This is a genomic window from Xanthomonas pisi DSM 18956 (genome assembly GCF_001010415.1).
Classification (GTDB): Bacteria; Pseudomonadota; Gammaproteobacteria; order Xanthomonadales; family Xanthomonadaceae; genus Xanthomonas; species Xanthomonas pisi.
Window position 1 is genome coordinate 72864 of the sequence record NZ_JPLE01000006.1, and the last position, 21951, is coordinate 94814.

General features: G+C 66.1%; 23 protein-coding genes. 10 read left to right on the forward strand and 13 right to left on the reverse strand.

Annotation, left to right across the window (positions count from 1 at the left end; genetic code table 11):
• Positions 1–117 precede the first annotated feature (117 nt).
• The 5 genes from mtnC to Y887_RS00795 all read right to left on the reverse strand — a co-directional run bounded on the left by mtnC (position 118) and on the right by Y887_RS00795 (position 5143).
• Positions 118–816: an acireductone synthase gene (gene mtnC / locus Y887_RS00775; protein WP_046962532.1), complete on the reverse strand. Its 699-nt coding sequence runs from the start codon at positions 814–816 to the stop codon at positions 118–120.
• Positions 817–818: 2 nt separating this feature from the next.
• Entirely contained in the window at positions 819–1385 is a 567-nt protein-coding gene (locus tag Y887_RS00780) for a 1,2-dihydroxy-3-keto-5-methylthiopentene dioxygenase (RefSeq protein WP_046962533.1), read from the reverse strand.
• Positions 1386–1420: 35 nt separating this feature from the next.
• Complete coding sequence (locus tag Y887_RS00785; RefSeq protein ID WP_046962534.1) at positions 1421–2074, reverse strand: methylthioribulose 1-phosphate dehydratase; 654 nt, start codon at positions 2072–2074, stop codon at positions 1421–1423.
• Positions 2075–2163: 89 nt separating this feature from the next.
• Positions 2164–3594: an amino acid permease gene (locus tag Y887_RS00790; RefSeq protein ID WP_046962535.1), complete on the reverse strand. Its 1431-nt coding sequence runs from the start codon at positions 3592–3594 to the stop codon at positions 2164–2166.
• Positions 3595–3670: 76 nt separating this feature from the next.
• On the reverse strand, positions 3671–5143 hold the full coding sequence (locus tag Y887_RS00795) for an amino acid permease (RefSeq protein WP_046962536.1): 1473 nt from the start codon (positions 5141–5143) through the stop codon (positions 3671–3673).
• 176 nt (positions 5144–5319) lie between these two features.
• Here Y887_RS00795 and Y887_RS00800 point away from each other — a divergent pair, with 176 nt between their 5' ends.
• Complete coding sequence (locus tag Y887_RS00800; RefSeq protein WP_046962537.1) at positions 5320–5868, forward strand: NUDIX hydrolase; 549 nt, start codon at positions 5320–5322, stop codon at positions 5866–5868.
• Between the two features lie 282 nt (positions 5869–6150).
• Here Y887_RS00800 and serA read toward each other — a convergent pair whose 3' ends face one another.
• Positions 6151–7392 (reverse strand): phosphoglycerate dehydrogenase, encoded by a 1242-nt coding sequence (gene serA / locus Y887_RS00805; RefSeq protein ID WP_046962538.1) that lies wholly within the window; start codon positions 7390–7392, stop codon positions 6151–6153.
• 209 nt (positions 7393–7601) lie between these two features.
• On the opposite strand from serA, the gene Y887_RS00810 reads away from it, so the two are divergent.
• The 3 genes from Y887_RS00810 to Y887_RS00820 are packed head-to-tail and all read left to right on the forward strand — an operon-like array spanning position 7602 to position 11221.
• Complete coding sequence (locus tag Y887_RS00810) at positions 7602–9020, forward strand: D-2-hydroxyglutarate dehydrogenase (protein WP_046962539.1); 1419 nt, start codon at positions 7602–7604, stop codon at positions 9018–9020.
• 33 nt (positions 9021–9053) lie between these two features.
• Complete coding sequence (locus Y887_RS00815; RefSeq protein WP_046962540.1) at positions 9054–9347, forward strand: DUF2388 domain-containing protein; 294 nt, start codon at positions 9054–9056, stop codon at positions 9345–9347.
• Positions 9344–11221, forward strand: a complete 1878-nt coding sequence (locus Y887_RS00820; protein WP_046962541.1) for a DUF7844 domain-containing protein — start codon at positions 9344–9346, stop codon at positions 11219–11221. The genes Y887_RS00815 and Y887_RS00820 overlap by 4 nt, the downstream gene beginning before the upstream one ends.
• Positions 11222–11572: 351 nt before the next feature.
• On the opposite strand, the gene Y887_RS00825 is transcribed toward Y887_RS00820, so the two are convergent.
• From Y887_RS00825 to Y887_RS00855, 7 genes are all read right to left on the reverse strand, one after another.
• Complete coding sequence (locus tag Y887_RS00825) at positions 11573–11953, reverse strand: hypothetical protein (protein ID WP_046962542.1); 381 nt, start codon at positions 11951–11953, stop codon at positions 11573–11575.
• A complete protein-coding gene (gene yeiP, locus Y887_RS00830) occupies positions 11953–12519 on the reverse strand; it encodes an elongation factor P-like protein YeiP (RefSeq protein WP_046962543.1) in 567 nt (188 codons plus the stop codon). The genes Y887_RS00825 and yeiP overlap by 1 nt, the downstream gene beginning before the upstream one ends.
• A gap of 108 nt (positions 12520–12627) precedes the next feature.
• Positions 12628–13398, reverse strand: a complete 771-nt coding sequence (locus Y887_RS00835; protein WP_046962544.1) for an SDR family NAD(P)-dependent oxidoreductase — start codon at positions 13396–13398, stop codon at positions 12628–12630.
• A gap of 83 nt (positions 13399–13481) precedes the next feature.
• Positions 13482–14048 (reverse strand): hypothetical protein, encoded by a 567-nt coding sequence (locus Y887_RS00840; protein ID WP_146093328.1) that lies wholly within the window; start codon positions 14046–14048, stop codon positions 13482–13484.
• A complete protein-coding gene (locus tag Y887_RS00845; protein WP_146093327.1) occupies positions 14045–14632 on the reverse strand; it encodes a hypothetical protein in 588 nt (195 codons plus the stop codon). Before Y887_RS00845 ends, Y887_RS00840 begins: the two co-directional genes overlap by 4 nt.
• Positions 14633–14760: 128 nt before the next feature.
• Entirely contained in the window at positions 14761–15654 is an 894-nt protein-coding gene (locus Y887_RS00850) for a hydroxymethylglutaryl-CoA lyase (RefSeq protein ID WP_046962547.1), read from the reverse strand.
• A gap of 46 nt (positions 15655–15700) precedes the next feature.
• A complete protein-coding gene (locus Y887_RS00855) occupies positions 15701–16498 on the reverse strand; it encodes an enoyl-CoA hydratase-related protein (RefSeq protein WP_046962548.1) in 798 nt (265 codons plus the stop codon).
• A 116-nt stretch (positions 16499–16614) separates the two neighbouring features.
• Between Y887_RS00855 and Y887_RS00860 the strand changes: the two genes are divergently transcribed.
• From Y887_RS00860 to Y887_RS00885, 6 genes are all read left to right on the forward strand, one after another.
• Positions 16615–16863 carry a FeoA family protein gene (locus Y887_RS00860; protein WP_046962549.1) on the forward strand — a complete coding sequence of 83 codons (249 nt, stop codon included), beginning with the start codon at positions 16615–16617 and terminating at the stop codon, positions 16861–16863.
• A complete protein-coding gene (gene feoB / locus Y887_RS00865) occupies positions 16860–18719 on the forward strand; it encodes a ferrous iron transporter B (RefSeq protein ID WP_046962550.1) in 1860 nt (619 codons plus the stop codon). The genes Y887_RS00860 and feoB overlap by 4 nt, the downstream gene beginning before the upstream one ends.
• A 1-nt stretch (position 18720) precedes the next feature.
• Positions 18721–18975: a DUF6587 family protein gene (locus Y887_RS00870; protein ID WP_046962551.1), complete on the forward strand. Its 255-nt coding sequence runs from the start codon at positions 18721–18723 to the stop codon at positions 18973–18975.
• A gap of 60 nt (positions 18976–19035) precedes the next feature.
• The gene (locus tag Y887_RS00875) at positions 19036–19536 is read left to right on the forward strand and encodes a nuclear transport factor 2 family protein (RefSeq protein WP_046962552.1); all 501 of its coding nucleotides are present in this window, start codon (positions 19036–19038) and stop codon (positions 19534–19536) included.
• A gap of 232 nt (positions 19537–19768) precedes the next feature.
• A complete protein-coding gene (locus tag Y887_RS00880) occupies positions 19769–20971 on the forward strand; it encodes an aminotransferase-like domain-containing protein (protein ID WP_046962553.1) in 1203 nt (400 codons plus the stop codon).
• Positions 20968–21687, forward strand: coding sequence for an MOSC domain-containing protein (locus Y887_RS00885; RefSeq protein ID WP_046962554.1), 720 nt, complete (start codon positions 20968–20970; stop codon positions 21685–21687). The genes Y887_RS00880 and Y887_RS00885 overlap by 4 nt, the downstream gene beginning before the upstream one ends.
• Positions 21688–21951: the final 264 nt, after the last annotated feature.

Here is a 21951-nt window from a genome sequence, read left to right on the forward strand (position 1 = left end):
GTATCAGGCCTGGGGCGAAGGCCTGCTGCTGCCACGTCCGGCGCATGAGACGCATCGGTCCTGCAACCGCATCGGCTGCCGCACCGCGACAGCCGATGCCTCAGCGAACCTGCCGGCTCAAAACACCAGCTGCGAAAAACTTTCCACGCGCTGGTGGTTGCCCACGTCCTCGGCCGAGCGCGGCGTCGGATAATCCTCCCGGCGGTCCAGCAGCGCGGTACGCATGCCGGCGCGCCTGGCGGCGTCGAGTTCTTCGATCACGTCCGACAGAAACAGGATCTCCGCGCCCGGCACGCCGATGCGCTCGGCAATGCGGCGATAGCTGGCGCTCTCCCGCTTTGGGCCCACTTCGGTATCGAACCAGTCGGTGATCAGGCCACTCAGATCGCCCGCATCGCTATGCGCGAAGAACAGCTTCTGCGCCGGCACCGAGCCGGACGAGTACACGTACAGCGGGATGCCCTGCGCGTGCCAGGCCTGCAGCTGGATCGCCGCATCGGCATAGATGTGTGCGGTGAAGTCGGCGGTCTTGTAGCCGTCGCCCCAGATCAGCCCCTGCAAGGCCTTGAGCGCGGTGTGCTTGCGGTCCTCGTCGATCCAGGTCTGCAGCGTGGCGATCAACACCTCGTCCGGCACGTCTTCGCCAATCTCGTCGGCCACCTGGTTGAGCCAGTGACGCACCTGTGGGTGGTTGCCGTGCTCGCGCACGTAGGCGGGCATGGCACGGCGTGCATACGGGAACAGCACGTCCTTGACGAACGAGATGCTGCTGGTCGTACCTTCGATATCGGTGAGGATCGCTTGCGGTCGTGTCATCGTCAGCTGGCCTTGTGAGGTTTCTCGGGGGCGTAGCGGGGGAATTGTTTGGCGATTTCGGTGCCGGTGAAGTGGCCGACCCAACCGTCCGGCTCGGTGAAGAAGCGGATCGCCACGAAGTGCGGCTCCGGCCCCATGTCGAACCAGTGCAAGGTGCTGTCGGGCACCGCGATCAGGTCGTCCTTGACGCACTCGATCTCGTAGACCTTGGCATCCACGTGCAGCGTGAACAGGCCCGAGCCGGCGACGAAGAAGCGCACCTCGTCTTCCTTGTGGAAATGCTCGTCCAGGAACTTGGCGCGCATTTCTTCGCGCTTGGGGTTGTCCGGGGCGATGCTGACCACGTCCACGGTCCTGAAGCCGCGCTCGGCGCTGATGCGGTCGATGTCGGCGCGGTACGCAGCCATCACCTGCTCGGGCGTGGCGCCGGGTTCGACCGGCTGGCTGGCCTTCCAGCGCTCGAAGGTCACGCCGATCTTGACCAGCTCGGCGGCGATCGCCTCGCCGTCGCGGCTGTCGAATTCCGGGGTGGTCGGGTTGGTGTCGGCAAAGATACGCAGTCGGCTCATGGCGGTCTGGCTCACGAATGGGGGGCGGACGGTACTCAGCGCGGGCCGCGCAGTTTCAGCAGTTCGAGTTCGCAATGCAGCAGGAATTCGAACGCTTCCAGATGGCGGCGTGCCTCGGCCATGTTGCGGCCCCAGGCATACAGGCCGTGTCCTTCGATGAGATACCCCCACATGCTCTGTTTGTCCAGCAAGGCGTCGACCTGCACGGCCAGCACCTGCATGTCCTGGGTGTTGGCGAACACCGGCACGTCCACCGCGGTTTCGTGGGTGGTATTGCCTTCGAAAGCCTTGAGCAGTTCGTAGCCTTCCAGGCGGATCACGCCGCTGCCTGCATACAGGCGGGACGCGATCGTCTGCACCGGCGAATGCGTGTGCAGCACGCAGCCGATCTCCGGGAACCGGCGATACAGCTGGGTGTGCAGCAGGGTCTCGGCGGACGGGCGCAACGGGCGGCCAACGGCCTGGCCATCGAAGTCCACCACCATGATGTCTTCTTCGACCAGGCGGCCCTTGTCGCGGCCGGAGACGGTGATCGCGGCGTGCTGTTCGTCCAGGCGATGGGAGAAATTGCTGCTGGTGGCTGGCGTCCAGCCGGCCTGGGCCAGCTCGCGGATGTTGCCGATCAGCAACTGCGCCAGCTCATGCAGACGGGCGGCGCTATAGGGCAGGGGGGCAGTGGTCGCATTCATGCAGCTATTCTACTGCCCCACCGGATTACGGTCAGGTGCAGCGCAGCAGGGTCGGCCCTGCCACGCGCGAACGCGGGATCCGCGCCGGGTCAGCGGCTGTCGCGCAGACGGCTGTGGCGATAGCCGTAGCCGAAATAGACCACCAGCCCGACCAAGGTCCATATCCCCATCAGCATCCAGTTGTGCAGGGTCATGGCCGACAGCAGGGCCAGGCAGCTCAGCACACCGGCGCTGCAGATCAGCCAGGCCGCCGGCATGCGGAACGGACGCGGCAGTTCCGGATGCGTGCGGCGCAGGATCAGCACGCCGGCACACACGGCGGCGAAGGCGATCAGCGTGCCCATCGAAGTCAGCTCGCCCAGCACGTCCAGCGGGAACACCGCTGCCAGCAGGGCGATCCCCACACCGGTGATGACGGTATTGATGTGCGGGGTGCGGTACTTGGGATGGATGCGGGTAAAGATCGCCGGCAGCAGGCCGTCGCGCGCGATGATCATGAAGATGCGCGGCTGCCCGATGATCATCACCAGCACCACCGACGACAAGCCGATCAGCGCGCCGACTTCCACCACCACCCGCAACCAGGCCAGCTGCGGGTGCGCGGCCACCGCGGTCACCACCGGCTCGTCGGTGCCAAGCTGGGTGAACGGCACCAGGCCGGTCATCACCGCGGCCATGGCGATGTAGAGCAGGGTGCAGATCACCAGCGACAGCATCATGCCGATCGGCAGATCGCGTTGCGGCCGGTGCGATTCCTGCGCCGCCACCGATACCGCCTCGAAGCCGATGTAGGCGAAGAACACCATCGCCGCGCCGCGCAGCACGCCTTCCATGCCGTACTTGCCCGGTGCTTCGTTGGCGGGGATGAAGGGATGCCAGTTGGCCGGGTCCACGTACTTCCAGCCGGCCGCAATGACCAGGATGATCAGCCCGGTCTTGAGGATCACCATCGCCATGTTCATTGCCGACGACTTGCGGATGCCGACATAGCACAGCCAGGTCAGCAACAGCACGATGCCGGCGGCCGGCAGGTTGGCGATCGCGCCGGTGCGCTGCAGCTTGCCGTCCAGCGGTGCGCTGACCAGGGCGGCCGGCAAATGGATGCCGAAGTGCTCCAGCAGGCTGAGGAAATAGCCGGTCCAGCTGACCGCCACCGCAGAGGCGGAGACGCCGTATTCCAGTACCAGCATCCAACCGATGAACCAGGCCGCCAGTTCGCCGAAGGTGGCGTAGGTATAGGTGTAGGCGCTGCCGGACACCGGCACCATCGCGGCGAATTCGGCATAGGCCATGGCGCAGAACGCGCAGCAGATCGCCGCGAGCACGAACGACAGCACGATCGCCGGGCCGGCATGGTCGGCTGCGGCCTGGCCGGTAATCACGAAGATGCCGCCGCCGATCACCGCGCCGATGCCCAGGGCAGTCAGCCCCCAGGGGCCGAGCGCGCGTTGCAGGCCCAGCCCGTCGGCCGCCTCATGGCTGGCGTGCGGGTGTTTGGTGGCCCAAAGTTGTTTGAACATGGAGCGGTTCCGGCTTGGCGCTGCGCGCGATCGTTGAACGAGAAGACCGGCGCTGCGCGCCGGTCTTGAGAGAAAGTCAGGCCCGCTTGGCGAGGCGACTGTGGTGGATGCCGTAGCCGAAGTAGATAAACAGGCCAATCACGGTCCAGCCCACGAAGACCTTCCAGTGTTCCTGGAAGGCCTGGAAGAACAGGAACAGACAGGCCAACGCGCCCAGTGGGCAGATCACCATCGCCAGCGGCACCCGGAACGGGCGTGGCAGATCGGGCTTGGTGAAACGCAGCACCATCACCCCGGCGCAGACGGTGGCGAAGGCGAGCAGGGTGCCCATCGACACCAGTTCGCCCAGCACGTTCAGCGGAATCACCCCCGCCAACAGCGCCGCGACCACGCCGACGAAGAGGGTGCCGACATAGGGCGTGCGGAATTTCGGGTGCACCTTGCCGAACAGCTTGGGCATCAACCCATCCTTGGCCATGGTGTAGAAGATGCGCGGCTGCGCCATCAGCATCACCAGCACCACCGAGGACAGGCCGGCGATCGCGCCGATCTCCACTGCGGTCTTGAGCCAGCTCAACTGCGGGTGCGCTTCCAGCGCGGTGGCCACCGGCTTGGCGGTGCCGAGCTGGGTATACGGGAGCAATCCGGTCAACACCGCGCAGACGATGATGTAGATGACGGTACAGATCGCCAACGACACCAGGATGCCGATCGGCATGTTCTTCTGCGGGTCCTTGGTCTCGCCGGCGGAAGTGGAGACCGCGTCGAAACCGATATAGGAGAAAAACACGATGGAGGCCGCGCGGAACACCCCGTCCCAGCCGAACTGCCCCGGCCCGGTGTTCTCCGGGATGAAGGGGTGCCAGTTCGCCGGGTCGATGTAGGCGATGCCGAAGCCGACGAACAGGCAGATCACCACCACCTTGATCGCCACCACGATCGCGTTGGCGAATGCCGATTGGGTGACGCCCACGTAGCACAGCATGCTCACCGCGCCGACGATCAAGACGGCCGGCAGGTTGACGAGATTGCCGGAGCTGACAAAGCCGTGGCCGTCCCAGGCCAATGGCGCGCCCGCAAGTTCTGCCGGGAACGGCAATCCGAGCGTGCCGGTCAGGAAGCTGATGAGGTAGGCGGACCAACCGACCGCGACGCTGGCGCCGGCAAACAGGTACTCCAGCACCAGGCACCAGCCGATGAACCAGGCGATGCCTTCGCCGAGCGTGGCGTACGAGTAGGAGTAGGCGCTGCCGGAGACCGGCATCATCGCCGCGAACTCGGCGTAGCACAGGCCGGCGAAGGCGCAGGCGATGCCGGCGAAGACGAACGACAACATCACTGCCGGGCCGGCGTGATTGGCCGCGGCCTGGCCGGTCAGGACAAAGATGCCGGCGCCGATCACCGCGCCGATGCCGAGCATGATCAGGTGCTTGGCGGTAAGGGTCCGTTGCAGCGTCGCTTCGCCCTGCAGGCTGCCTTCGACCGGTTCGCCCGCATCCACATGTCCAGCGGGCTCGATCGGTTTGACCCTCAACAGAGACTTCAGCATTCGGTACATCCCTAAGTGGCAGAACGAAGGCGCGCGCGCCCGGGCAAAGGTGTGCGCCGCATCCCAATGGGACAGGCAAGCGGCCTACCTTGCCAAAGCTACACGCTCACGACAAGCGCGTACGCAGCATGAATGGCGATAATGGTCGCTGATACCTGCGCAACCGAGAACGACAGATGGTGGATGCAACCCTGCGGCAGCATCTGGCTGCCTACCGCGCCCGCTGGCCGGACGAGGCCGACGTGGCCGACCAGTTCGTGCAGCTGCTGGACGATGCCACCGATCCGTTCGTGCGCGAGCGTGTCGAAGGTCATTTCACCGGCTCGGCCTGGGTGGTCAGCGCCGACGGCAGCCGCACGCTGCTGACCCATCACCGCAAGTTGCAGCGCTGGTTGCAGCTGGGCGGACACGCCGACGGCGACCGCGATCTGGCGCAGGTGGCCTTGCGCGAAGCCGAAGAAGAGTCCGGTCTGGCCGGTTTGCGGTTGGCAGACGCCGCGCTGTTCGACCTGGACCGCCACTGGATCCCCGCGCGCGGCGAGGTGGCCGGGCACTGGCATTACGACGCGCGCTATGTGGTGGTCGCGGGTGCGGATGAGACCTTCAAGGTCAGCGAAGAGTCGCTCGCGTTGGCGTGGCGCCCGATCGCCGAGCTGCTGACCGAGCCGGAGCTGGATCCGTCGATGCAGCGCATGGCCGAGAAGTGGATGGCCCGAGGCGTGTGATGGGTGCCGAGGGCGCGCGCCCTCATCCGCCCTGCGGGCACCTTCTCCCGCAAGCTGGAGAAGGGGGCAAGCTGGAGAAGGGGGCAAGCTGGAGAAGGGGGGCAAGCGGGAGAAGGGAGCCGGAGAAGGGATCAAACCGGAGAAGGGATCAAACCGGAGAAGGGGGCAAGCGGCAGAGACATCACGGAGCAAGCGGCAGAAGGACGACTCGCACTGCCTTCTCCCGCGTGCGGGAGAAGGTGGCGCAAAGCGCCGGATGAGGGCCACTCGTGCACCAACGGATCAATACAAGATCCGCGTCCGCAAGGTCCCTTCGATCAAGGCCAGGCCTTCCTTCAGCGCGGTGGCCTGCGCTTCGCTGGCGCTGACGTCGATCACCACGTAGCCGACCTTGGCGTCGGTACGCAGGAACTGGCCGTCGATGTTGACGTTGTGGCGCGAGAACAGCTCGTTGATCTTGGACAGCACGCCCGGCACGTTGCGGTGGATGTGCAGTAGCCGCAGGCTGTCGGGGTGTTCGGGCAGGGTGACCTCGGGGAAATTCACCGCCGACAAGGTGCTGCCATTGTCGCTGTAGCGCACCAGCTTGGCGGCCACTTCGATGCCGATATTGTCCTGCGCTTCCAGCGTGCTGCCGCCCACGTGCGGGGTCAGGATCACGTTGTCGTGTGCGGTCAGCGGCGATTCGAAGACATCGCCATTGCCCTTGGGCTCGACCGGGAACACGTCCACCGCCGCACCGCCGATCTGGCCGGAGGTGAGCGCCGCATCCAGCGCGTCGATATCGATCACGGTGCCGCGCGAGGCGTTGATCAGATGCGCGCCGGGCTTCATGCGGGCGATTTCAGCCGCGCCGATCATGTCCTTGGTGGACGCAGTCTCCGGCACGTGCAGGGTCACCACGTCCGAGCGCGCCAGCAGGTCGTCCAGGTCGATCGCCGCGCGGGCGTTGCCCAGCGACAGCTTGGTTTCGATATCGTGGAAGATCACCTGCATCCCCAAGGATTCGGCCAGCACCCCGACCTGGGTGCCGATGTGCCCGTAGCCGACGATGCCCAACACCTTGCCGCGCGTTTCGTGGCTGCCGGTGGCCGACTTGGACCAGCCGCCGCGATGGCATTGCGCATTCTTCTGCGGGATGCCGCGCAACAGCAGGATCGCCTCGGCGATCACCAGCTCGGCCACGCTGCGGGTGTTGGAATAGGGTGCGTTGAACACCGGAATGCCGGCCAGCTCGGCCGCGTCCAGGTCGACCTGATTGGTGCCGATGCAGAAGCAGCCCACCGCGATCAGGCGCTTGGCGTGCGCCAGCACCTCGGCGCTCAACTGCGTGCGCGAGCGGATGCCCACGATATGCGCTTCGGCAATGCGCGCGACGAGTTCGTCTTCGGGCAACGACTTGGCGTGCAGTTCGATCTGCGAATAACCGGCGGCGCGGAACACATCCACGGCGGTCGGGCTGATGCCCTCCAGCAACAGGACGCGGATGTCCTGCTTGGGAAACGAGGTTTTCTTCGGCGACATGGGGGGAGCGCATTGCAGCAATCGGGTCGGCAACTATGCCAGATGGGGTGCCGGATGGGGTGCCCGTGATGCGGCGATTGCACGCGGCAATCCCTTGTGCTGCAACGGTTTCAGCTGAATCCAACCCCGCGGCGGCACCCTGCAGCGCAACTGGACGAGGCCGGCGCGCACTGGCACGCTGTGCGGTTCCTACTGCAGCGCCGTGTGCCATGACCGATCCCCGCATTCTTTCGTTGCAACAGGCCGTGCCGGCACTGCGTCTGAAAACCGAGCCGGCCGACCTGGAGCATTACGGCCGCGACTGGACCCGGCGCTGGACGCCGAACCCGCTCGCGATAGCCTTGCCCGGTTCGGTGGACGAAGTGCAGGCCGTGATGCGCTGGGCAAATACGCAAGGCGTGGCGGTGGTGCCATCGGGCGGGCGTACCGGTTTGTCCGGTGGCGCGGTCGCCGCCAACGGCGAGCTGGTGCTCAGCCTGGAGCGCCTGAACAAGCCGGTGGACTTCAACGCAGTCGATCGCACGCTCACCGTGCAGGCCGGCATGCCGCTGGAAGCGGTGCACAACGCCGCGCGCGACCATGGGCTGGTGTATCCGGTGGATTTCGCTGCACGCGGCTCCTGCTCGATCGGCGGCAACATCGCCACCAATGCCGGCGGCATTCGGGTGATCCGCTATGGCAACACCCGCGAATGGATTGCCGGGCTGAAAGTGGTCACCGGCGGTGGCGAGCTGCTCGAGCTCAACAATGCCTTGGTGAAAAATTCCAGCGGCTACGATTTCCGTCATCTGATGATCGGTTCCGAAGGCACGCTCGGTATCGTGGTCGAAGCGACGCTGCGGCTGACCGACCCGCCGCCGCCGAGCAATGTGATGCTGCTGGCGCTGCCCTCGTTCGAGGTGTTGATGCAGGTGTTTGCCGCATTCCGCGCGCAGCTGCGTCTGGAAGCGTTCGAGTTCTTCACCGACCGCGCGCTGGAGCACGTGCTTGCGCACGGCGCGCAGGCACCGTTTGCGCAGGTGCATCCGTACTACGTGGTCACCGAGTTTGCCGCCGGCGATGACGCACAGGAAGCCGCAGCGATGGCGGCCTTCGAAACCTGCATGGAGCAGGGCTGGGTCAGCGACGGGGTGATCAGCCAGAGCGATGCGCAGGCCGCGCAGCTGTGGCGGCTGCGCGAGGGCATCACTGAAGCGGTGGCGCGCTACACGCCGTACAAGAACGATGTATCGGTGCGCATCTCGGCAATGCCGGCGTTTCTGGCCGAAACCCAGGCACTGCTCGGCGAGGCGTATCCGCATTTCGATGTGGTGTGGTTCGGCCATATCGGCGACGGCAACCTGCATATCAATGTGCTCAAGCCTGACGACACCAGTCAGGCCGACTTCGTGACGGCCTGCGATCAGGTCACCAAGGTGCTGGCACATGCGCTGCAGCGCTTTGGCGGCAGCATTTCTGCCGAGCATGGGATCGGGCTGGTCAAGAAGCCCTATCTGTGGAGCACGCGCTCCGCGGCAGAAATCGCGGTGATGCGCGGCGTCAAACATGTGCTCGATCCTCATCTTTTGCTGAATCCCGGCAAGCTGTTCGACATGGACGAGGTGCCCGGCGCAGCGACTGCCGGGTAGTCTTTTCACCACCTCACATGGAATGACACGCCGATGATGCGCTCCCTGGTGTTTTGTGCTTTGACCCTGCTGCCGCTGGCCGCCGCCGCATCCAGTCTTGCGGGAACCTCGGCCGGCGCGTCGTCGGCCGGCTCGTCCAACAGCAGCAGTTCCGGCGACGACAAGGTGGTTGCCGACGCGCGCGAAGATGCAGCCGGCTTCGTGGCCAGCGACGGTGCCATCCGCGGCGCGCGTCTGGAAGCGGCATTGCTGCAATTGCGCAGTCGCAGCGATGCGGCGCGCGCTTCCAGCGACCTGGAACTGGCTCAGTCCATCCTGGCGCAGTGACTGGTCGTCGCCGGTGCGCGTGGCTGTGGCTGGCCGCAGCGATCGCACCGGCGGCGCACGCCCAATCGCAGCGTTCGCCCACGCTGCAGGTGTCGGTTGTTGCATCGGAGCTGACCCCGTCAGAACACGCAGCCAGCCTGGCGTTGGTGCAGCAGGTTCAACACCGGTTGCCGACAGGGTGGGGACAGCACGATGCCGCACCCATTCAATTGCAGTGGCGCCGCGACCTGCCGGCGCAGGTGCATGGCCGCGCGATCGGCCATCGCATCCTGCTCGATCATGCGCTGTTGCAGGCCTGGAGCATGCAGCCTGCCAGCGCACGCACGGACATCAACGCGCCGGCCACACGCGCGGCGATGGCGGCGTTGGTGCACGAATTGGCGCATGTGCGCGACCGTGGAGCGGGCAGCGCGTTGTCGCGCGACCCACGCCTGCGCGATCTTGCCGGCTGGCAGGTGCGTCCGTGGCGGGTCGGACGCGGCGCAAACCGCTTCAGCGACCGCAGTCCGGATGCGTACGAGCGGCATAGCCCGGCCGAATTCGTCGCGGTCAATCTTGAGCATTATGTGCTGGATGCGGACTATGCCTGCCGCCGTCCGGCGCTTGCGGCATGGTTTTCCGAGCGGCTAGGGCCGCCGCAAGCTGTCGCCGCGTGCGCGCCGACCTTGCCATATCTGCAGGCCGACAACGACGCCGGTGCGATGTCGTTGCTGGCGTTGGACCCGGCGCGGGTCTATGCGGTGGACTATCTGCTTGCCGAAGGCAACGAGCAGCCGATGAGTCGCTGGGGCCACAGCATGTTGCGCCTGGTGATCTGCGCGCCCGGTCGCGTCCCAGGGCCGGCGTGCCGGCTGGATCTGCAGTATCACCGCGTGCTGTCGTTTCGTGCATTCGTCGGCGATGTGCAGATTTCCAGCTGGCGCGGGCTGACCGGATCGTACCCGTCGCGCTTGTTCGTGCTGCCGCTGAACCAGGTCATCGACGAGTACACCAAGGTGGAGCTGCGTGCCCTGTCGTCGGTGCCGCTGGCGCTGAGCGCGGATGAGATCGCCGCGCTGCTGACGCGCGCCGCACAGGTGCACTGGAGCTACGACGGGCGCTATTACTTCATCAGCAACAACTGCGCGGTGGAAACCTACAAGTTGCTGCATGACGGCGTGCCGCGCCTGGCTGCAGCCGGCCTGTCATCGATCACCCCGCGCGGCGTACGTCAGCGCCTGCAGCGCGCCGGCCTTGCCGATCTGCACGTGCTGGACGACCGCGCGCAGGCGACACGTCAGGGCTATTACTTCGAATCGGCGGCGGCGCATTATCAGGCCATGTTCGACGTGCTTCGGCGCGGCATCCCGGTGCCGCAAGCGAGCGTGGAGCAATGGCTGGATGCGCGACCGGATGCACGCGCGCAATGGTTCGATCAAGGTGGTTTACGCGAGACGGCGGCAGCTTTGTTGCTGGAACAGGCCGCGTTGCGGCGTCAGGAGTTGTTGTCGCGCGATGCGCTCAAGCGCCTGCTGCAGCCTGGTACTGCCGGGCGTGATGCCGTGCAAGGGCAGCTGCAGGCGTTGTTCGCGCGGCAGGCGCAGCTCAGTCATCCGGCCACCTTGCTGGGCAACTCCGGTTACGGCTTGCCGCAGGCAGACGAGCAACGACGACTGACCGCACGTGTGGCGCAAGACAGTGGTGTGTTGATCGATGGTTGGAAACAACTGCAGGCGCTGGGTCGGCAGCAATTACCGGCCGACGTGCGCACTGCATTGGAGCAGGGCGAGGCAAGTGTGGAGCGCTTGCGCGCACGACTGCGTGTGCTCGCGCGCGGTGATGCGAGCGCTGACGAAGTGCGGCCGGATATCGGCGTACCTCTGCAGGCGCGATAGCGATCCTGACCACGCGGAGGGAGGAGCGCTACGAGGTGGATAACTTCGTAGTCGCTCCGGGAAGAGGGCTGCGCGCTCCGGGGAGTTGATCGCAGCGCTGCTGCGCTGGCAATGATGGAACACCATGGCCGGCTCACCTAGCCCCTCTCCCGCCGGGAGAGGGGGTGGGGTGAGGGTGCGGTTGGCCAGCATTCTCTACGTCGCCGCACCCTCATCCGGCGCTGCGCGCCACCTTCTCCCGATGGGAGAAGGGATGCGCTGTAGCCTGCAGCGGTAAGTCCCTATTCCCAGTGCCCCGGCCAGGGACGCCGCATTGCACCAGCTGGCACCTATCACACCAGCCAGCGCACCTCAGCCAGCTGGCTGCAGATCCGCTTGCGCCGAATACTGGCGCAACCACTCGCTGATGTGCGCGTCGTTGCGGTATTGCTGCATCAACTTGGCCAGGCGCGCCGGTGCGGGTGTGCAGAACTGCGCCACTGCCACCTCGATTTCGTGGCGGCGGTCGGCGTCGTAGGGTTCTTCGCCGGCGAAGTGTTCGCAGGTGTCGTAGTCCTCTACCAGCTTGCGCACATCCTCCGGCATGCCGCACAGGCCTGCCGGATGTTGCAGCCATTCGTCTTCCACCTTGGGGTCGGTGCAGGGGGCCGCAGCGGAGACCGGCGCAGGAGCCGGTTCCGCGGTGCAGGCAGCCAGCAACCCCAGGGTCAGGGCAACGGCCAGGCGACGCATCAGTCGGCGCGGCCGGCAAATTCGCCGGTGGTGGTGTTGACCAGCACGCGCTCACCGTTGGTGATGTACTCGGGCACCATGATTTCCATGCCGGTGTTGAGCTTGGCCGGTTTGGGGCGCTTGGTGGCGGTGCCGCCCTTGAGCTCCGGCGGCGTCTCGACCACTTCCAGGGTTACCGTCTGCGGCAGCTGTACCGCCACCGGCTGGTCGTCGATCACCTGCACATAGATGCCGGTCAGCCCATCGGTGATGTAGCCGGCATCGGTACCGATCACATCGGCGTCCAGGGTGTAAGGCGTGAAGTCTTCGTCGTCCATGAACACGAACGCCTCGCCGTCCTTGTACGAGAACGTGGACAGGCGACGCAGCAGTTCCACTTCCGGCAGATTGTCGTCGGCATCGAAGCTGGCATCGGTTTTCACCCCGCCCGGCACGCTGTACATGATGAAGCGGAAGCGCACGTTGCCACCACGTCCCTGCGGCGAGCTGCGCTCGATGTCACGGACCTGGTAGATGCCGCCGTTGTATTCGACGACGTTGCCTTTCTTGATGTCGTTAGCTTTCATGGATGTAAGTCGGAGATTGGGGATTGGGGATTTGGGATTGGCAAGTGCGGCTGGGTTGCAGGCGGCGGTTGCCGTTGCCAATCCCCAATCCCGACTCACCAATCCCGGCTACTTGGGTGCCAACCGCACGCCGCCGTCCAGGCGAATGGTTTCGCCGTTGAGGTAGCGGTTGCGCAGGATGAAGGCAACGGTGTCGGCGTATTCGTCGGGCTGGCCCAGGCGTGAGGGGAACGGAATCGCCGCGGACAGCGATTGCTGCACGGCCTCGGGCATGCCGTCCACCATCGGTGTCCAGAACACGCCGGGTGCGATCGTCATGACGCGGATACCAAAGCGCGCCAGCTCGCGCGCCATCGGCAGCGTCATGCCGACCACGCCGCCCTTGCTGGCGGCATAGGCCGCCTGGCCGATCTGGCCCTCGAAGGCGGCCACCGACGCGGTATTGATGATCACCCCGCGCTCGCTATCGTCGCCGGCGGGGTTGTGCTGCATCACATCGGCCGCGGCCTTGGCGACATTGAAGCTGCCGACCAGGTTGACCAGCACGGTGGTGCGGAAGGTCGCCAGCGGCATGGGCGCCTCCTTGCCGAGCACACGGCCGGCCCCCAGGATGCCGGCGCAGTTCACCACAAGATTCAGTCCGCCCAACGCCTGCGCGGCCTGCGCGACATTGGCGGCCACCTGTGCTTCGTCGGTGACATCGGTAGGCAGGTAGTGCGCATTGCCGGCACCCAGCAAGGCCAGCGCCGCATCGGCCTTGTCGGCATTGACGTCGAACAGCACGACCTTGCCGCCATCGGCCACGATGCGTTGTGCCACCGCCAGGCCCAGGCCGGACACGCCGCCGGTGATGACGGCGCAGGTTTCAGCTGGCTTCATAGCTATTGTCCCTCCCAGGAGAACGCGCATTCTAGCCGAGTGCGACGCGCTCTCGCTGAGCAGTGGCAGGAGGCGCGAGCGGGCTAGCTACCACGTGCGGCAGCGATGAACGCGGGGTCGCTGACGAGCGCTCCGATCAGCTTCTGCACCGTCGTGCCGTAGTTGTCGGCCGCTGCCGCGATTGCCACAGCGCCAATGAAGGAGGCTTCCCATTGATGTTCGACGGAGAGCTCCCGCTCGTAGACCACGATGCCACCACGCACGAGCACGAAGCGGGCGCCGATCTGGGCGCGCCCGATCCTGACGCCGGCCGCGTTGACGGTGTTCTTGGTCAGCGTCCCGCGCAGCTCCACGGCGCTGTTTGCCGATAGCGCCTGAGCTGTCTCCAATTCCTCGATCAATGCATCGCGCAGATAGCTCGCATAGGTGCCATCGCCGCCACTTCTGAGTGGATTGCCACGCAAGCTCAGGGAGTGGTTTTCCACGCCAGCGGCTGCGTCGAACTTGCCCACGCCGACGGAGATCGGTTGGCGAAGCAGCGCTGCGCTGTTGTCGATACCGGGCTGATATTTGGGGGCCTGCAGGGAGGCGCATGCCGGTAACAGCATGCACAGCACCGCCAGAAGGAGACATCGCGTGACACCGTTCAAGCGCCGGAATCCACGAAAGCGCCTTGCGCGGCAAGTTGCTTCAGCGCATTGAGCACGAGCTGATCGACCACCACATTCGCGGCCTCGGCAGGTGTCTTGGCGGGCAATCCGGCCGGGCCTGCCTTGTTGCCGACCGTGGTGTGGAGTGCGTGCTTCACAGTGGTCTGCGTGGTCTTGCCTGCGCGCGTGTAGACAGCGGTGCAGATGTAGCCATCGGTGACCAGACTGCCAGCCAGACCAAACGTTAGACCTGTGCCAAATCCTTTTGCCGCCGCGTTGTCGGTGAGCGGAACATTGTCGATCACCAGTCGCAATTGCCCGGCACCGGGTGCGTTGCCGCCGATCTGCCCAAACTGATGCGACTGCGCCACTGCGGCGATCACTCGGCTGCGCATTTCTTCGGTGGCACGCGCGTTAGCGTTGCCCTTGGTACGGAACTCGAACAGCACAAGGACCGGGTCCGGCGCACTGGGCGCCGTGAACTGACTTTGCGTGACAACCGGCAAGGCGGGGTCGACATACGACTTTACGGTGATGCATGCGCTCAAAGAGGCGCACAAGAGCAATGCCAGTGCCGCACGCAATGCGCGCAGTCCGGTGTTACGACACATATCGATGTCCCCCTGAAGAAGCGCACCCGGTCATTCGGGTGGCGCCGCTTTTATGCGACATCTATCACGAAAAGTAAAGATGATGTGACGAAATGTGCAGGCTACGCGGCTGCCAGCGCCTTGCCGACCTTGCTGCCGGTCTCGCGGCCCAGCAGGTGCGCCAGCCAGCGGCCGGTGTGGGCGAGGGCGGGCAGGTCGATCCCGCTCGGCATGCCCAAGCCGTGCAGCAGATACACCACGTCTTCGCTGGCGACATTGCCGCTGGCGCCCTTGGCGTACGGGCATCCACCGGCGCCGGACACCGCCGCATCGACCACGCGCACGCCCTGTTCCAGGCAGGCGGCGATATTGGCCAGCGCCTGCCCATAGGTGTCATGGAAGTGCACGGCCAGTGCGTGCATCGGCACCGCCTCTGCCACGGCGGCCAGCATCTGGCGCGCCTTGCGCGGGGTGCCGACGCCGATGGTGTCGCCCAGCGAAATTTCGTAGCAGCCCAGCGCATAGAGCCGCCGGGCGACATCCACCACGTCGGCCACTGGCACCTCGCCTTGATACGGGCAACCCAGCACCGTGGAGACGTAGCCGCGCACGCGCACGCCGTCGAGGGCGGCCTGCGCAAGGATCGGCCGGAACCGTTCGAGCGACTCGTCGATACCGGCATTGGTATTGGTGCGGTTGAAGGCCTCCGACGCCGCAGTGAAGACCGCCACTTCCTGCGCGCCCGCCGCCTGCGCGCGGGTGTAGCCCTGCAGGTTCGGCACCAGCACCGGATAGGCGATGCCAGGCGTCTGTGCGATGCCGGCAAAGACCTCGGCCGCGTCGGCCAGCTGCGGCACCCAGCGCGGGCTGACGAAACTGGTCGCCTCGATGGTGCGCAGGCCCGTGGCCGACAGCCGATCGATCAGCGCAATCTTGTCGGCGGTGGCGATCGGTTGCGCCTCGTTCTGCAGCCCGTCGCGCGGGCCCACCTCGACGATCCGCACGAAGTCGTTCATGCCCGCGCCCCGCTGCTTGCAGCGATGCGGACAACCACCAGGGGGCTCATGCCGCGTTCTCCGGCACCCAGGCCGGGGAGCGTTTGTCCAGGAATGCGCCCAGGCCCTCCTGGCCTTCGGGCGAGACGCGCAAGCGGGCGATCCATGCGGCGTTGGCGGCATCGATGGCATCGCGGTCGGCGGCCGGCAGCACCGAGCGGACCAACGACTTGGCGGTGCTGGCGGCCAGCGGCGCGGCGGCCAGCAACAGGCGCACCTGCCGCTCCACCGCGATATCCAGTTGATCGGCTGCCACCAGTTGATGCAGCAGCCCCAACAACTGCGCAGTACCGGCATCGAAGATCTCGCCGGTGGCGAACCAGCGGCGCGCCTGGCGTGCGCCGATGGCGGCGATGACATACGGCGAAATCACCGCGGGCAATAACCCGAGCTTGCTCTCGGTCAGCCCGAAGCGGGCCTCGGTGCAGCCGATGGCGATATCGCAGCACGCCACCAATCCCACGCCGCCACCGAAGGCGGCGCCGTTGACGCGTGCGATGGTGGGCTTGGGCAGTTCGTCGAGGGTGCGCATCAGGCGCGCCAGCGCCAGCGCATCGGCGGCGTTGTCGGCCTCGCTGGCCGCAACCATGCCGCGCATCCAGTGCAAGTCGGCGCCGGCAGAGAAGGCCGCGCCGGCACCGGTCAGGATCACCACGCGAACGTGCGCCGCCGTGCCGGCCCGCTGTAACGCGTCGGTCAAGGCGCAGATCAAAGTCGCATCGAAGGCGTTGTGCACGCTGGGGCGGTGCAGCCGCAGGGTGCGGACCGGTCCGTGGTCCTCAACGATCAAGCCGGTGTCCTGCATTGCGCATGCGTCCATGAATGGGATGCGAACCATGATAGCGGCACGGATCGCCGGAGCCATGACGCGGTGCGTCGATGCTAGAATTGAGAACCATTCCTAACAATCAGGCCGTCTTTGTGACGCTGTCCGACATGCCCTTGCACTGCGCCGCCATCGTGGACTCCGTGGAGGATCGTCTCCCCAACGACACGATCGCCCGGCGTCTGCGCGAGCTGGGGTTTGTCGCAGGCGAGGAGGTCACGGTGCTGGCCACCGGGCCGGTCGGCCGCGAACCGTTGCTGGTGCAGGTCGGCTACACCCGTTTTGCGTTGCGTCGTAGCGAGGCCGCGCGCGTGCAGGTACGGCAAGACGGAGCATCGGCATGACGGCGGCGGCCGTGCCGTTGCGTCTGGCGCTGGTGGGCAACCCCAACAGCGGCAAGACCGCGTTGTTCAACCAGCTGACCGGCAGCCGCCAGAAGGTGGCCAACTACACCGGCGTCACCGTCGAACGGAAGGAAGGGCATTTTCGTGCGCCGTCCGGCCGCGACTTTGCGGTGCTCGATCTCCCCGGCGCCTACAGCCTGCAGCCGGCCAGCCTGGACGAGGCGATCACCCGCGACCTGTGCCGCGGTTTCTATCCCGGCGAACCGGCCCCTGACGTACTGGTCTGCGTGATGGATGCCACCAACCTGCGCCTGCATCTGCGCTTTGCGCTGGAACTGCGCGAGTTGGGGCGGCCGATGATCGTGGCGCTGAACATGGTCGATGCGGCGCAGAGGCGTGGCATCGTCATCGACCTGCCGGCCCTGGAGCAGGCGCTCGGCGTGCCGGTGGTGGAGACGGTGGCGGTGCGGCGCGGCGGCGCCAAGGCGCTGGTCGAGCGCATCGACGCGCAGGCTGCGAGCCTGGCGGCACCGAGCGCCACGCCGCCTGCCGATGGCAACTACCATGCGCAGGTGCGGCAGATCCTGAGTGCGGCAGTGACCATGCCGACGCGCACCTCGCGCGTGGACGATGCGCTGGATCGCTGGCTGCTGCACCCGATCTGGGGCTTGGTGACGCTGGCGGTGGTGATGTTCCTGATCTTCCAGGCGGTGTACGCCTGGGCCACCCCGGTGATGGACCTGATCGATGCCGGCACCGCGATGCTGGGCGAGTGGGTGGGCACCACGCTGCCGGAGGGCCCGCTCAACAGCCTGCTCAAGGATGGCGTCATCGCCGGCCTGGGCGGGGTGATCGTCTTCCTGCCGCAGATCCTGATCCTGTTCGCCTTCATCCTGGCGCTGGAAGAATCCGGCTACCTGCCGCGCGCGGCGTTCCTGCTTGATCGCATGATGGCGGCGGCCGGCCTGTCCGGGCGCTCGTTCATTCCGTTGCTGTCGAGCTTTGCGTGCGCGGTGCCGGGCATCATGTCCACGCGCAGCATCCAGGACCCGCGCGACCGGCTCGCCACCATCATGGTGGCGCCACTGATGACGTGCTCGGCGCGGTTGCCGGTGTATGCGCTGCTGATCGGCGCCTTCATTCCGCAAAAAACCGTGTGGGGCATCTTCAATCAGCAGGGTCTGGTGCTGTTCGGGCTGTATGCCGCGGCCATCGTCAGCGCGTTGCTGGTGTCGTGGACCATGAAGAAGTGGCGTCGCGACAAGAGCGAACACCCCTTGATGCTGGAGCTGCCGTCCTACCGCGTGCCGCACCTGCGCGATCTGGCGCTGGGGTTGTGGGAACGCGCCTGGATCTTCCTCAAGCGTGTGGGCGGCATCATCCTGGCGTTGACCATTCTGCTGTGGTTCCTGTTGTCGTTCCCGGCCGCGCCGGCCGATGCGACCCTGCCGCCGATCGACTACAGCTTTGCAGGCCGCATCGGCCACGCGATGGCGGTGTTCTTCGCGCCGCTGGGCTTCAACTGGCAGATCTGCATCGCGCTGATTCCCGGCCTGGCCGCGCGCGAGGTGGCAGTGGCGTCGCTGGCGACCGTCTATGCGCTGTCGGCGGCCGATGACGATGCAGCGGCGCAGGCCTTGTCGCCGCTGATCAGCGATGGCTGGTCGCTGGCCACCGCGCTGTCGCTGCTGGTCTGGTACATCTACGCGCCGATGTGCATCTCCACCCTGGCCACGATCAAGCGCGAAACCAACTCCTGGAAGCAGATGACCATCAGTGCGGTCTATCTGTTTGCATTGGCCTACCTGGCCTCGCTGCTGACCTATCAGCTGGCCGTGTTGTTTGGCGCCGGCTGACATGGACCTTTCGCTCACCCTGCAATACGTGGTGATCGCCATCGCGGTGCTGGTCAGCCTGTGGGTGGTGATGCAGAAACAATTTCCGGGCGTCTTGCGACGGATGCGCGGCGCGCTTGCGCTCGCGTTGCTGCGCGATGGGCGGCCGGCCTGGATGCGTACGCTGGGCCGGCGCGTGGCGCCGCCGGCGGCGCAGGGCAGCGCGGCCTGCGGTGGGTGCGACAGTTGCGGCCCCGCGCCAACGCGCAAGCACTGAGACCTTTCGCCTCGGCTACACTTGCACGGCCGCAGGACGCGGCGTGACAGGGGGCTGTGCATGCGTTTGCTGGTGTTGTTGGCGGTCTTGGCCGCGGTTGCGGGTCTGTACAACTATGGCGGCAACTCGCTCGACGAGAAGCAGGTGCGCGATTTCTACGCCGCGCACGACAAGGCGATGGTCAGTCAGGATGGGGAGGCGCTATGCGCCTTGACCGCGCCGGACTTCGAAATGGTGGTGCTGTACCGCATGGATTCCCATCAGAAGCGCGAGACCACCGATCGCGCCAAGTACTGCAAGTCCAACGGCGAGTGGGCACAGGTGCTGCAGCAGATGCGCCATGTGGCCGAGCCGGAAGAATTGATCGACTACAAGCACTCGATTACCAAGATCGAGATCGCCCCCGATGAGCAATCGGCGATGGTCGAAACACGGGCCACGCTCGGCTTGCCGGGTTTGCGCATGACCTTCCGTTCGCGCGACAAGGTCGTGCGCAAGCGCTGGAAGACCTTGATCACGCGGAGCGAAGGCACTGCCTGGGTTGGTCCGGCATATCAATAGCCGGTGGCGGCGGCGCGTTCTACGCCGCCGCTGGCAGCGCTAAGCAACGCGACTGTGCGCGCCGCCGGGTGGGCGCGGCCGGGGCGCGGCATGGGCCACTTGCACGCTCCGGTTGTGAGCCGTCCGCATCTGCCTGACGACTGCCCGCCGGGTGTTGCTGGCTGCACTGCATCGACGCAGGCACGCTGCAGTGCACAGCGCCGGGGTCGCGGGCGTTGGGTATGCTTGCAGCATGACGACCTCCTTCCAGATCTCCCGACGTGCGCAGGCGCTGACCAGTTCGGCGATTCGCGAAATCCTCAAGGTGACCGAGCGGCCGGAGGTGATTTCCTTCGCTGGCGGCCTGCCATCGCCGGCGACCTTTCCGGTCGAGCGCATGCGCGCGGCCAGCGACCAGGTGTTGCGCGAGGCGCCGCAGGCTGCGTTGCAATACGGCCCGACCGAGGGCTATGCGCCGCTGCGCGAATGGGTGGCCGCGCGGCTGAGCCGTGACGGCGCCAGCATCCGGCCCAGCCAGGTGTTGATCACCACCGGCTCGCAGCAGGGTCTGGATCTGCTCGGCAAGGTGTTCATCGACGAAGGCAGCAAGGTGCTGGTGGAGACGCCGAGTTATCTGGGTGCGTTGCAGGCGTTCTCGCTGTTCCAGCCCGCGTTTGTCGGCATGCCGTCGGACCAGGATGGCGTGGTGGTGGATGCGCTGGATCCGGCGCTGCTGGCCGATGCGCGCTTTCTGTATTGCCTGCCCAATTTTCAGAATCCCACCGGGCGGCGTCTGCCATTGGCGCGACGTCAGGCGCTGGTCGCGCGCGCGGCCGAGGCCGGCGTGCCGATCGTCGAGGACGACCCGTACGGCGAGCTGTACTACAGCGGCGACCCCTTGCCGAGCCTGCTGTCGATGAACCCCGAAGGCGTCATCTACATGGGGTCGTTCTCCAAGGTGTTGGCGCCCGGGCTGCGGTTGGGCTACGTCGTTGCACCCGAGGCCGTGCTTGGCAAGTTGATCCAGGCCAAGCAGGCGGCCGACCTGCATACGCCGTCGTTTACCCAGCGCGTGGTGTATCAGACGCTGCAGGACGACTTTCTCGACACGCATATCCCGCAGATCCGTGCGTTGTACGCGCGGCAATGCAGCCTGATGCTGGAAGCGCTGGATCGGCACTTCCCGGCGCAGGTGCAATGGAATCGTCCCGAAGGCGGCATGTTCCTGTGGGTGAGCCTGCCGACTGGGCTGGATGGCACTGCATTGCTGGCGCGCGCGATCGCACGCAATGTCGCGTTCGTGCCGGGGGCGCCGTTCTTTGCGACCCTGCCGCAAGCCAATACGCTGCGGCTGTCGTTCGTCACCGTGCCGGGCGAGAAAATCGATGCCGGCATCCAGGTGCTTGGGGACGTGCTGCGCGAAGCGCTGGCCGAACTGCCAGGGCATGGCGCATGACATCGCCCGCCGTGGTGCGGCAGGCGCCGGTTGTCGCGCGCATCGATCATGTCGCCATCGGCGTCGCGCGCGACTTCACCCGTCCCGGTAGCCGCAGCGCGATCGACAAGCGTGCCGTCGATGGTTCGGTCGCTATCGGTGTCGAAGGGCTGGTGGGCGATGAGCAAGGCGACCGTCGCGTGCATGGCGGGCCGGACAAGGCGATCCATCACTATCCGCGCGACCACTACGCGGCCTGGCGCAACGAGATTGGTGCGCATGCGCTGCTGGAAGCGGCCGGCGCGTTCGGTGAGAACCTGAGCAGCATCGGCCTGACCGAGGCCACGGTCTGCCTTGGCGACCGCTTTACCCTGGGCACCGCCGTCGTGGAGGTCTCGCAGCTGCGCCAGCCGTGCTGGAAGTTGTCCGATCGCTTCGGTGTACGCGACATGGCGCGCCGCGTGCAGGAAACCGGCCGCACCGGGTGGTACTACCGCGTGCTGCAGCCCGGCGCGGTGGCGTGCGGCGACACGCTGGCATTGCAGGAGCGGCCGCATCCGCAGTGGAGCCTGTCGCGGCTGCAGCAGGTGCTGTATGCACGCGAAGTCGACGTCGCTGCCATCACCGCGGTGCTGCGTCTTCCGCTGGTGCCGTCGTGGCAGGCCCTGTTCGAACGCCGCCTGCAACGCAGCCAAGTGGAAAGCTGGAGCAGACGGCTGACCGGCGTCGACGACTGAGCAAGCGTCGCGCTCGCCGGTTGTCCATCACCTGGCGGTAGCCACCCGCGCAAAAACAACGTCGCGTGCTGCGGGCCCGGGCGCATCGCCGCACGCGCGTGATATCCAAGTGCGCTCTAGCAGCGCGCGGCTTAAGAAGCGCTGCAATCACCAGGCTGCAGCACACGCCACATCCACCAAACCACAACATCCCCAACAAGCGCTCAGACCTCGCACACCGCTCTGACGATTCCCCAATCCCGATTCCCGATTCCCCCGCACCTT

Coding starts and splice junctions, on each gene's coding strand:
- Y887_RS00855 (WP_046962548.1), bottom strand. CDS start 16,498: ATGCAGGACACCGGCTTGATCGTTGAGGACCACGGACCGGTCCGCACC.
- mtnC (WP_046962532.1), bottom strand. CDS start 816: ATGACACGACCGCAAGCGATCCTCACCGATATCGAAGGTACGACCAGC.
- Y887_RS00825 (WP_046962542.1), bottom strand. CDS start 11,953: ATGCGTCGCCTGGCCGTTGCCCTGACCCTGGGGTTGCTGGCTGCCTGC.
- Y887_RS00795 (WP_046962536.1), bottom strand. CDS start 5,143: ATGCTGAAGTCTCTGTTGAGGGTCAAACCGATCGAGCCCGCTGGACAT.
- feoB (WP_046962550.1), top strand. CDS start 16,860: ATGACGGCGGCGGCCGTGCCGTTGCGTCTGGCGCTGGTGGGCAACCCC.
- Y887_RS00870 (WP_046962551.1), top strand. CDS start 18,721: ATGGACCTTTCGCTCACCCTGCAATACGTGGTGATCGCCATCGCGGTG.
- Y887_RS00800 (WP_046962537.1), top strand. CDS start 5,320: ATGGTGGATGCAACCCTGCGGCAGCATCTGGCTGCCTACCGCGCCCGC.
- Y887_RS00835 (WP_046962544.1), bottom strand. CDS start 13,398: ATGAAGCCAGCTGAAACCTGCGCCGTCATCACCGGCGGCGTGTCCGGC.
- Y887_RS00880 (WP_046962553.1), top strand. CDS start 19,769: ATGACGACCTCCTTCCAGATCTCCCGACGTGCGCAGGCGCTGACCAGT.
- Y887_RS00815 (WP_046962540.1), top strand. CDS start 9,054: ATGATGCGCTCCCTGGTGTTTTGTGCTTTGACCCTGCTGCCGCTGGCC.
- Y887_RS00850 (WP_046962547.1), bottom strand. CDS start 15,654: ATGAACGACTTCGTGCGGATCGTCGAGGTGGGCCCGCGCGACGGGCTG.
- yeiP (WP_046962543.1), bottom strand. CDS start 12,519: ATGAAAGCTAACGACATCAAGAAAGGCAACGTCGTCGAATACAACGGC.
- Y887_RS00785 (WP_046962534.1), bottom strand. CDS start 2,074: ATGAATGCGACCACTGCCCCCCTGCCCTATAGCGCCGCCCGTCTGCAT.
- serA (WP_046962538.1), bottom strand. CDS start 7,392: ATGTCGCCGAAGAAAACCTCGTTTCCCAAGCAGGACATCCGCGTCCTG.
- Y887_RS00885 (WP_046962554.1), top strand. CDS start 20,968: ATGACATCGCCCGCCGTGGTGCGGCAGGCGCCGGTTGTCGCGCGCATC.
- Y887_RS00810 (WP_046962539.1), top strand. CDS start 7,602: ATGACCGATCCCCGCATTCTTTCGTTGCAACAGGCCGTGCCGGCACTG.
- Y887_RS00790 (WP_046962535.1), bottom strand. CDS start 3,594: ATGTTCAAACAACTTTGGGCCACCAAACACCCGCACGCCAGCCATGAG.
- Y887_RS00780 (WP_046962533.1), bottom strand. CDS start 1,385: ATGAGCCGACTGCGTATCTTTGCCGACACCAACCCGACCACCCCGGAA.
- Y887_RS00875 (WP_046962552.1), top strand. CDS start 19,036: ATGCGTTTGCTGGTGTTGTTGGCGGTCTTGGCCGCGGTTGCGGGTCTG.